We start from the raw sequence: 9,770 nt of genomic DNA, 5'->3' as shown, positions 1-9,770 counted from the left end.
GTGGATGAAGGTCGTGGTTGAATTCCAGTTTGAAGCCGTACTGGGGAAAACCCGCCGTACGGAATTTTAGAGAGGGAGGAGGAAACACGCCTGTTCCTGTATGGGTTCATGTGGTGCGCCTCCTCCCTACTCGACGGTGAGGGCTATTTAGCCATTCTCTCCCTCAGCGCCACCCTATGGAATGTAATGCCCGCCTCGTAGACGTGCATCGGCAACGAATGTCGACTCCGTTCAGCCGGGCGGTCTTGCCTATCCACTTTCGCGACGACTAACCAGGGTCCCGGCTCCGTGAACACAGTCCGAACGGCGCCTTTTGCGGATTCGATATCATGGACGGTCTGGGTATTCTTCATACCCGCGGCGCGCGCCATTTGTTCGATGTTGGCGCCAAAAGCGGTTGCGGTGGGGGCTTTTCCGGAACCGGTCGTGAGATAGGCGCCATTATCGAAGACGATGATGACGAGGTTCCGAGGCTGATAGCGCGCCACTGTGGTCAATACTCCCGGTCCCGCAAGCAACGACCCGTCCCCTTCGACGGAAATAACTCTACGCCCCGGCCAACCGAGCGCCATCCCGAGAGCCATGGGCGTAGCGTAGGGCATGTCCATATTATAGATAGTCAGAGGTTCGTCCTTCGCTTCAGCGATCGTGTAATTCGCCAGGCCGGGACTGATGATCATGGGATTCCCATTGCGCAGAGTGGCAATGTAGCGAAGGACTTCGATCCGGTTCATTTCTCTCCCATCTCTCTGATGACGTGACTCGGGACTAGGATTCCAACGGGAATGCGTTGGCCTTCGATGGTTGCTTGAGCCTCGACGATTACGGTCTGTATCTCACGCGGATCGAAAAGAACATGGTATGGAATATCTAGCGCGCGGAGAACCGGCTCCGCCACGAGTCGGGTCGCGCCGTGATAATCGTAGCGCTCACCTAGCGTACTGTTGTGACCGGCAATCAGCATGGTCGGAGTTTTTTGGACGATTCCACGAGCTAGAATCAGCGCCGATAGACCGATTCCGGAGCCTTCCATCAGCGCTACGGGTCGCTTGCCGACCAGGAAGGCGCCCATCGCCATGGCCACACCTTCGTCCTCGCGGGAGCACTGATAAGCATCGATCCCGCCCCGCTCTAAGATGAGCTGCTCCACACCGTCGAGCATGCTGTCAGGGAGGAATACGGCAAAGTCTATTCCGGCCGCTTTAAAGCCGTCATAGAAAGCTTCGAGAGCTTCCTGCCGATAACGGACGCCGGCCTTTCCCGTACTTACAGGTGTTGGCGACGAAGTTTTCAGACCCCGGGATTTACTCACAATTTTTTTGCCTTTCTCGCTGTCCTTCGCGCGCCTTCATGCAGGAAGGTTGAAAACCGCAAAACCCAATCCTGTAACCGCGTGATGGGCCGGGATGTAATCGACGATGGTGGCCTTGGCTTCGCTACAGGCGCCGGCGACAACGATCCAGCTTCTGATTTCTCCGGTTCCACTTCGTAATGTGTCCGAGTCGAACTCGAAGAGGTGACACAACGCTTCGCTGTTTCCCGATTCCAGCTGCCGTAAGACCCAACGATCCAGAAGAGTATCGATCCATCCCGCGCGCGGCCCTCTAGGGTCGTGGGAAAGTCCCCCCGACGCCATGATCGCAACTTTTTCCGGACGGCCCTTCAGCGCTTGCGCGATAGAGCGGCCGAGATCGTAACATCGTCGCGCGCTGGGCATCGGCGGAAAATAGGCGTTGACATGAAACGGAATAATCGGGACATCCAGGTTGGGTGTTACCTTCGCGACGGGTCGTGTAAAAGCATGGCCGATGCCTCTTTTAGGTTTTCCCAGAGGCTTAAGCTCCCGCCGTTCAGAGATTTCGAATCCCTTCCGATTGAGTTCGTTCAAAAGATAGCGAGCCAATTCGGAATGACAGCGGAGCGTAATATGGTTTTCATCCTCCGGCTCATTGATCAATGAGATATTGATCGTGCCGTGCACTTCCGCGCAAGTAAACAAGCAGAAGGCCGGCATATCAGTTTCGGCAAAAACTTCACCCTGGTCGTCGCCGACGACCAGGAGAACGTCGGGCTCGTGTGCTTCGATCTGTTTCTTTAAGACGCCGAAGCCTTTATCGATTCTATCGATGTAATCGTGGAGAACTTCCGGAGTTTCGTTCTCAATCTCGGGAGGCTGAGGAACCCCGTCGGTCAGCACCCTGTGGATCCGAGCCCAATGTTCTATACCTCGGAACATCGAAGGAGCATGAGAAGCGGCCAAACCCAATTGCAGCATTTCGATCCGCCCTTATCGGGGAGTTTCCAGTCCCTCTTCCGCCGAAGCCGACGGATCGGAAAGAGAGGCGCTTCCGTTGAAAGACCGCCGCGCGTACGGATGTTTTTGCACGCCGCGCGCGTTCTCGTGACAATATTTGCGCCACGTGGTCAGGCCCACGTCGGGCCGGAACAGCCGCTCCCTATTCCACCCGTCTTCTTCCGCATAAAACGGATCCATAAGCTGAACCATCCTGGCGTCCTGCCCGTTGAAGTTGACGTGCGCCAGCCATCTCCACCAGAGCCAGTAAGCCAGACGAAAGCGCCACGCTTTTAATCCGGTGGTCCACTTGACCGAAAACTGGAAATAGCGATGGTGTCGCTCATCGACGGGGACATACCACTCGAAGTGCACGATCTCCGGCGCGGGAAATGGATTCACTCTTAAGAAGCACGGCAGCCTCAACTGTGTTTTTGTCGCCGCGCGGCTTCTCGGTTTTCGCCACCAGCTCCGCAGGCGCCAATCGCCGCCCCTCGGATAGCGCCCCAAGCCTGGGTAGTCGCATTCCAGCAACGGCGCGCCCTGGGTATAACCAACCCACTTGCCGGCGATCTCAGGAACGATATTGGTTTTGCACGCGGGAAACCGCCGAAAGAAGGCAAGCCAAGCGTCTCGGTGAAGATACGTCGCATGAGCCGGATCCATTCCGTTCTCCGCCGCAAGCCTCCAGTTTCCCTTTCTCAATGTGACCCGCGCTCCGATAACCGCTTCCTCCCGCAACATTTCCTCAGGAACGTCCTCCTCTAACGGCGGCGGCTTATCGTCCCCTAGAAAAATCCAGATCAGCCCCTTGCGCTCCTCCACCGTATAGCTCGGGATCTTCACCTTTCCCACAATCGGCGAGTCCGGCCCATCGGTCACCGCCCCAACGCACTCGCCGTTGGTGATGTCGTATGTCCACCCATGATACCGGCAACTGATCGTCGCCGTCCCGGGAAACTCGCAAGTGCCCACCGATAACGGCACCCCGCGATGCGCGCAACGGTCCTCCAAGGCGTAACACCTTCCCCCGTGTCGAATCAAAAGCAGCCGCTCGCCGAGAATCACCACCGACACCGGCTTTCGTCGCAACTTCCTCGACATCATTGCCGGATACCAGTAGTTGCGAAAGCCCAACACCGCCTCCTCGTATCGGGGCCAGGGGCTCTTTTTTGATTTTTCCACCCCCTTGCCCGTGGCTTTCTCTGCGATTCGAGGTTCCATCTTCTGTTCTGGCCGGCTCAGATACCCTCCCCACCTGCAATCAAACCTGCAACCCGACATCCTTTCGCGAGCGCGTGCAGGTATCGACAATGGCGTAGACGATGCACTTCGTGAGCTGCTTCATGCCGGCGATGTTGCTCACCTCCATGGAAAAAGTGCGGCCCCCTCCGGCGGGAGAGTCCTTTAGGCGCGGCATCCCGAGACGCGCCGTCGGAATCCCCCACCCGCGCAAAATATTCGCGTCGGTAGCCCCGCTCGTCCCGGTCCTGGGCGTATGCTTTTTCCCTTCCACGTGCTCCCACGCTCGAATGCAGGATTGCACGATCCAGTTATCCGGGTCCGTGGCGGTTCCCGGAATGGAGACGATCATGTCCCAGTCCAACTCGACCTCCGGATGTGCCTTACGAACTTCCGTCAAGGCTTCTCCGAATTGGCGTTTAGCCTCCAGCGGATCGGTGCGCGGGCTGATGCGAAGATCGACATAAAGGTCGCACCGCGCCGGGATAAAGGCAGGCTTGTAGGTCCAGCCGGACTCGATCGCGTTGATCGATCCTTGAGGAGCGACCAATCCGGACGTATTGCGGTTCGTATATTTGGGAAACCATTCCTCCAATGCCGTAACGACCTTAGCGGCATCGACGATCGGATTTCGGCCCGACACCACGTGCCTGACTCCCGTATAGCCGAGCGCGCCTTTCACCTGAATCTTGAACCAGCACAACCCGACTTCTTCCCAGGAAACCGCGTAGCCCGGCTTGGCGATGATGGCGAAATCGCCTCTCACGCCTTGCTCCAACATGAAAGCGCAACCCGATCCCTGACCAGCATTAAATCGCTTCAGCGCGGGCCTCTTGTTCGTCGGCATCCCTCCAGCTCCGAGGCCCACTAACAGGTCGCCTCTCAACGGGACGCCCGCCTCATGAACGGCTCTTGCAGCGGTAATGAGACAGGCGGCGTAACCCTTGGGGTTCTCGGCCCCCATTCCGACGACATCGCCGTCCTGGATATGCGCTTCGATCGTCATCTCCCGCGGAACTGCGTTTCCGACCCAGGGACAATCCTCTTCCGGTCTTCCGGAAAAAGCCGTATCGATCGGAGCATAGAGCAGAAGACTAACGCCTCCATCGCTCCCGCGAACGTGCGCCACTGTGTTCCCTTGCGTCTCATCGATCGGCTGATAAAAAGCGGCAATTCCAACTCCGTTCATGTATTCGGTCGTGAAACGGGCCAACTCCGCCTCTTCACCCGTAGGACTCGGAATACTCGCCATTTTTCTGTTGAGTTCGGCGATCTCTTGCTCGTTGATCCGCGCGCAGGCCCGGCGGATCCAGTTTTCCTGCTCCTTGGAGAGCGGAACCCGATGCGCGCCGCGATTCATCGCCGTTCGTCCCAAACGATTCATTGCGCGCTTCCGATCTCCTCAGTCCCGCCCATCCAAGAAAAACTGCAGCACGATGCGATTGAATTCATCCCGATGCTCGACGTGAGCCCAGTGGCCGGACTTGGAGAAGATGTGCATGCGGGCATCGGACATTCGTCGCAGCATTAAAAGGCCTACATCCAAGGCGCCGGCTCTGTCGTCCTGACCCCAGACGATCAATGTTTTGGCTTTGATGTTCGGCAGGTCGGCATAAAGGTCATCCTGAGGGGGCGCGGCGCGCCGACCGAAGATCTCGATCAGCTCGGGATCATTGCTCGCCTCGAACCGTTCCTGGACCAGCTCGTCGGTTACAAACGAACGGTCATACACCAGACTTTCCAAGACCTGGCGCATCTTGGCGGGTGTCGGTCCTTCGCCTTTGTAGTAGTTGCCGATGTTCCGAATGCCTTCCAACGGCATCGGCTGAAATATGCTCCCCGCCTTGATCGCGCCGCTGCCTATGATGACCAGCCGATCCACTTTCTCCGGCCGATCGACGGCAAGCTTTAGCGCCGCTTGACCGCCCATGGAGTTGCCGATGAAGTGAGCTTTCTTGATCCCCAGGCCATCCATGAAGTCGCCCATGGCGTTCGCCAGAAAGGCCTGGCGGCTTCCCTCGATCACCGGCTTGTCCGACTTTCCGTACTGAGGCATATCGACGAGGATCGTCCGGAAGTGCTTCGAGAACACACCGACGCTTCCTCTAAAGTTGCTCCACGCCGAGGCTCCCGGCCCGGCCCCATGAATGCAGATGAGAGGATAACCGCCGCCGAACTCGTGATAATGGATGCCGAGCTTTCCGGCCTTGACGAAGTTCCCCCGCGGTTCTCTTTCCAACGACATGGCGACCTCCAACGAATCGATCACTCTAAAATCTGTCGCATTCGCATCGGAAACGACTCAGCTCCAGGTCGCGAACCCCATCCCGCAGCCGACGCCGTTGGTCGTCCGATAGAGCGGCGCGTAATCGAGCATCTTGCCCGGCCGGTCGGCCGCCGCGGCGGTCACGATCCAATTGCGAATCTCGGAAGTGCCTTCGATCAGGATCGACGACTCCAGCGCCTGAAGAAATCTTTGATCGTTGGTCTCTAGCGCCTTTATCACATTCGCGTCCAGTCCTTCGTCGATTTTCGTGTGGCTCAACCCGCCCGAGCCGACGATGACCGCGCGCCGCGCTTGCGGGAAGGCGCGTATCGCCGCGGCCAGGGCCTGGCCGAACTGAACGCATCTTTTCGCCGACGGCGCCGGCGGATAGTACGTGTTGACCATAATCGGCACGATGGCGTAGCGGGCGTCGGGCGTCAAAAACTTTAGCACCCGCGCAAAGGCGTGGCCGAGGCCGCCGTCGTAGCGCGTCTTGCGCGAATAGGCGGGATCGAATCCCTCCTGCATCAGGCCGTCGAGCACGGCAAGAGCCAGCGCGTCGTCGACTCTGTAGCGCGCCCGGTTTTCCGCTCGTGACTGATTCAGATATCTGAGGCTCGTGCTCGCCTCGACCTCTTTGCCGATAAAAATAGTGAACGGCGGCATGTTGTCGTCGATCAAGTTCTCGTGCTGATCGTCGCCCACGACGATGACCGTGTCGGGCGCCAGCGACTCTAACTTGTGGCGCAACCGGTCGATCGCCGCCATGCAGCGATTCCACTTCGCCCACTTGACCTCGATCGTTTCCTTTTCCAACTCCGGCTTGACCGGCAACGGATCCCAGCTCCGCGTATTGAGCAGTCCCCACTGCTCCGGGTTGAGCATCAACTGCGGCGCGTGCGACATAGCGAGACAACCGACGATTTCAGCCATAAATCTTTCTCCTGAATGATTAAGACATCATCCGCTTTCCCTTGTCAATTGTCCGCTTGATGGATATATACATCGCAGCGAGTTCATACCAAAGGAGAATAATCATGGCAAAACGAACCTCCATCGAAATTCCCGGACTGGCGCACGGCGTCCCGATTCCCAATGGGGCCAAAATCGGCAACCTGGTTTTTTCCTCCGCCATTTCGGGCAAGAATACCGAAACCGGGAAGCTGCCGCAGGACCCGGACGAGCAGGCCGAAGTTCTATTCCGCAACGTGCAAAAATTCATGGAGCTGGCCGGCGGCTCGCCGGAGAACATCGGCATGATGACGGTGTTTCTGAGAGACGAAAAATACCGCGAGTCGATCAACAAGGCATGGCTCAAGATGTTTCCGGACGCGCACAACCGCCCGGCGCGCCACGCGGTCAAAGCCGACCTGCGAGGAGAGGTGCTGTTTCAGGTGGAGGTCATCGCGGTGCTGTGAAGAAAGGCGGCTTGTAAGACCGCGCCGTCTTCACGTGAGAGCTCGCGCTCAACGCCGTGCGCGGTCTTTCCGCCAGCGTTTTTATCTCTTCCGACGAGTAGCAGAGTCGCACGGTTCCCACGACGCGCCGTGCGTCCACTACTTTGCGGCGTTCCGGCCGTGCGCGCGGAAGTACAGCGTCTCCCCCGCCACTTCATTTACCTGCCGCATCGGTAGCGACTCATTTTGAAAAATGAGAACCATTGAAAGACAAAAATTAGACGTGGACGTTGACCGTCTGAAAATGGGGCTGAAGCTATATCACATGCAGGAATGAACCGCGCTATGACTGAGCGTTCTTTAGCTGGCTGGTCTTACACTCGTTGCAGACTTCTTCTACCGTTGGCAGGAATTCTAATTCTACATAGCCGCTGTCGGGCCATTTAGAACAGGACTCGTTGAAGTGCCACGTATCGCCGACTTGCAGTTTTCGGTAAGTAGCTTCCGTCTCTTCTCTTAAATAAACGACATGATGTAATCTACTTTCCTCGCTATAGCTGGGGCTTGGAGCGATGTGGGCGGAGATACTGCAATGCGGGCACGGAGTAAGTAGGCAGATCTCCGAAATTCTATCCAACGAGAGATGTCTGACGGTAAATTTTCCGTCACATTTGTAACAGCGAAGCACAACGGTCCAGAATGTAGGCATGTAACTGTCATTTATACGACAATCGGGCAAATTAACATTCGGGTTCATTCCTGAGATCTATGCAGGTTTTTACCTGATAGCGGAAGCGGTCGAGGAGTCAGCGGCGGCTTGAAACTGAGTCACGACCCAGCAGTTTCGGCTTCCGTTATGGCCGCGCGACGTTCTAGCTGAGTCATTCCGATGATTCATCAGCCGGGAGATCACAGGGAGAGACTCCCCTGCGCCGCGGCCGGAAAGATTTGCGCGAGTTGGGGGTGCGCGGCGAGGAGTTCCGCGCTGGGCGCGCTTTTCACCTTTAGGCCTAGCTCGTGGAGCAGCATGAGAGCATTGACTGCCGCGTAGGCCCGCGCGTGATTGTTGAAGTAGATCTTAACGGTCTTCACGTACGGGCTGGCGTTCAACACCGTTCGCAGTCTTTCCGCCAGCGATTTTATCTCCTCCGACGAGTAGCAGTACTCGTAACGCTCCCATGACTCACCGTGCGTCCACCATTTCTCGGCGTTCCGGCCGTGCGCGCGGAAGTACAGCGTCTCCCCTACCACTTTCCGTTCCTGTCGTATCGACGATTCGAACTTCGGTTCGTCGATCAGTGCGAGGCCGGCACGGTGACTCTCCAACAACGACCGCGTCTCCCCTGCCGCGTCGCTCCAGCTCCGGTGCCGCAGCTCGACCACGAGCGGATACTCCTGAAACGTGCGCAGCGTAGCGGCGAGCTTCTCCATGCTTTCCGGTGTGGCATAGAAGCCCGCGGGGTATTGGAGCAGCAGCGTGCCGCGCTTGCCCGAACGGGCGAGCGGCTCGATTCCCCACCGGAACAGGTCCGCGTCGGCCTGCGTGACCGTCTCCCAAGCCTCGTTCGGCGCAGCGCCCGGCTGTCCGACCTTTCTCTCGTGCGTGAACTTCTGCCAGAGCTTCAGCGAGAACTGGAAGTCGGCAGGCGTCTTCCGCACCCAGCCTTCCGCCATTGCAGGCGAAGGCGGACCATAGAACGAGGAGTTGATTTCAACCGTGTCGAAGAAGCGCGAATAGTATTCGAGCGCGTCGACGCGCTTCCCCTTGGTTGGATAGAACACCCCGGCCCACCCCTTCGGCGGCGGGCCGGGGTACGAGTATCCGGACGTGCCGATTCTGATTTGCGGCTCGCTCAATGGGCTTAGTCTATCATCAGCGGGCGAGTTGTGAAGGACGCTCCGCTGCTTCTGGTCCCAACGGGGAATGGAACCCGTGTTGCCGCGTGGACTGTCTAAAAAGACTCACAATTACCGATTTGGTCCCTAACGTTCCCAGGACCTCGTCCGGATATTCTGTCTAGTCGCGGGCACAGTCTTTGACTTTTTCGCCGCCAGGGAAGCTGCGGAGTCATTGATGGAAATTTTGTCTTGAAAATTCGGCATCATTGGCAGTAATCTTGGCCGTGCCTTCACAGAAAATATGGCAGGCCGTTCTCCAGTGCTACGACTGTAACCGGATATTCACGCTGTCCGGCCTGCTCACCGACCAACTCTCCGATCTCCAGCTCAGCCCCCTTTGCCCCCATTGCAAAGCCAAACCGATTCTCGATCCCGGCGGACCTTCGAAGAGTAAATTGCACCACTTGGTGGATCTGCGGGAAGAGAAGAAACCCAACTGAACGCGGTCAAACGACACAGTCTGGGAAGGCAACGACGGCGCCGCAGCCAAAAAATCAACCTCGGATCGCCTACCTGTTAGGTCTGCCCATAGGGTCAGTATCGTCCGACAGATTTTAGGAGTCTCAGTTTAAACGCTAGGTTTTTTACAGTGTTCATGACGTTTCAAGGTGTTAACGATTTGAATTCGGAATGCCAATGTCGGCAGTCTTTCGGGACTTTCCCGGGAGGCACC

Annotated in this window: 10 protein-coding genes; 2 read left to right on the top strand and 8 right to left on the bottom strand. The window is 57.5% G+C overall.

Annotation, left to right across the window (positions count from 1 at the left end; genetic code table 11):
• Positions 1–143: 143 nt before the first annotated feature.
• The 7 genes from VGL70_22130 to VGL70_22100 all read right to left on the bottom strand — a co-directional run bounded on the left by VGL70_22130 (position 144) and on the right by VGL70_22100 (position 6,734).
• Positions 144–734 carry a thiamine pyrophosphate-dependent enzyme gene (locus tag VGL70_22130; protein HEY3306229.1) on the bottom strand — a complete coding sequence of 197 codons (591 nt, stop codon included), beginning with the start codon at positions 732–734 and terminating at the stop codon, positions 144–146.
• Entirely contained in the window at positions 731–1,312 is a 582-nt protein-coding gene (locus tag VGL70_22125; protein ID HEY3306228.1) for a thiamine pyrophosphate-binding protein, read from the bottom strand. Before VGL70_22125 ends, VGL70_22130 begins: the two co-directional genes overlap by 4 nt.
• Before the next feature lie 36 nt (positions 1,313–1,348).
• Positions 1,349–2,197 carry a hypothetical protein gene (locus VGL70_22120; GenBank protein HEY3306227.1) on the bottom strand — a complete coding sequence of 283 codons (849 nt, stop codon included), beginning with the start codon at positions 2,195–2,197 and terminating at the stop codon, positions 1,349–1,351.
• A 90-nt stretch (positions 2,198–2,287) separates the two neighbouring features.
• Complete coding sequence (locus VGL70_22115; GenBank protein ID HEY3306226.1) at positions 2,288–3,517, bottom strand: Rieske 2Fe-2S domain-containing protein; 1,230 nt, start codon at positions 3,515–3,517, stop codon at positions 2,288–2,290.
• 40 nt (positions 3,518–3,557) lie between these two features.
• Complete coding sequence (locus VGL70_22110) at positions 3,558–4,919, bottom strand: peptidase dimerization domain-containing protein (GenBank protein ID HEY3306225.1); 1,362 nt, start codon at positions 4,917–4,919, stop codon at positions 3,558–3,560.
• Positions 4,920–4,937: 18 nt separating this feature from the next.
• The gene (locus VGL70_22105; protein HEY3306224.1) at positions 4,938–5,780 is read right to left on the bottom strand and encodes an alpha/beta hydrolase; all 843 of its coding nucleotides are present in this window, start codon (positions 5,778–5,780) and stop codon (positions 4,938–4,940) included.
• Positions 5,781–5,837: 57 nt separating this feature from the next.
• Entirely contained in the window at positions 5,838–6,734 is an 897-nt protein-coding gene (locus VGL70_22100; GenBank protein HEY3306223.1) for a hypothetical protein, read from the bottom strand.
• A gap of 104 nt (positions 6,735–6,838) precedes the next feature.
• On the opposite strand from VGL70_22100, the gene VGL70_22095 reads away from it, so the two are divergent.
• On the top strand, positions 6,839–7,219 hold the full coding sequence (locus VGL70_22095; GenBank protein HEY3306222.1) for a RidA family protein: 381 nt from the start codon (positions 6,839–6,841) through the stop codon (positions 7,217–7,219).
• An 888-nt stretch (positions 7,220–8,107) separates the two neighbouring features.
• On the opposite strand, the gene VGL70_22090 is transcribed toward VGL70_22095, so the two are convergent.
• Positions 8,108–9,055, bottom strand: a complete 948-nt coding sequence (locus VGL70_22090) for a DUF72 domain-containing protein (protein HEY3306221.1) — start codon at positions 9,053–9,055, stop codon at positions 8,108–8,110.
• Between the two features lie 266 nt (positions 9,056–9,321).
• Here VGL70_22090 and VGL70_22085 point away from each other — a divergent pair, with 266 nt between their 5' ends.
• The gene (locus tag VGL70_22085; GenBank protein ID HEY3306220.1) at positions 9,322–9,537 is read left to right on the top strand and encodes a hypothetical protein; all 216 of its coding nucleotides are present in this window, start codon (positions 9,322–9,324) and stop codon (positions 9,535–9,537) included.
• Positions 9,538–9,770 lie beyond the last annotated feature (233 nt).

The sequence above is a fragment of the Candidatus Binatia bacterium genome (assembly GCA_036504975.1).
Lineage (GTDB): Bacteria > Desulfobacterota > Binatia > UBA9968 > UBA9968 > JAJPJQ01.
Note: the sequence above shows the minus strand (reverse complement) of the source record. Positions and strands in the feature narration are given on the sequence as shown.

What these genes read in the sequence shown, in the direction of transcription:
- VGL70_22115 (HEY3306226.1), bottom strand. Translation starts at nt 3,517, where the DNA reads ATGGAACCTCGAATCGCAGAGAAAGCCACGGGCAAGGGGGTGGAAAAA.
- VGL70_22110 (HEY3306225.1), bottom strand. Translation starts at nt 4,919, where the DNA reads ATGAATCGTTTGGGACGAACGGCGATGAATCGCGGCGCGCATCGGGTT.
- VGL70_22095 (HEY3306222.1), top strand. Translation starts at nt 6,839, where the DNA reads ATGGCAAAACGAACCTCCATCGAAATTCCCGGACTGGCGCACGGCGTC.
- VGL70_22105 (HEY3306224.1), bottom strand. Translation starts at nt 5,780, where the DNA reads ATGTCGTTGGAAAGAGAACCGCGGGGGAACTTCGTCAAGGCCGGAAAG.
- VGL70_22130 (HEY3306229.1), bottom strand. Translation starts at nt 734, where the DNA reads ATGAACCGGATCGAAGTCCTTCGCTACATTGCCACTCTGCGCAATGGG.
- VGL70_22100 (HEY3306223.1), bottom strand. Translation starts at nt 6,734, where the DNA reads ATGGCTGAAATCGTCGGTTGTCTCGCTATGTCGCACGCGCCGCAGTTG.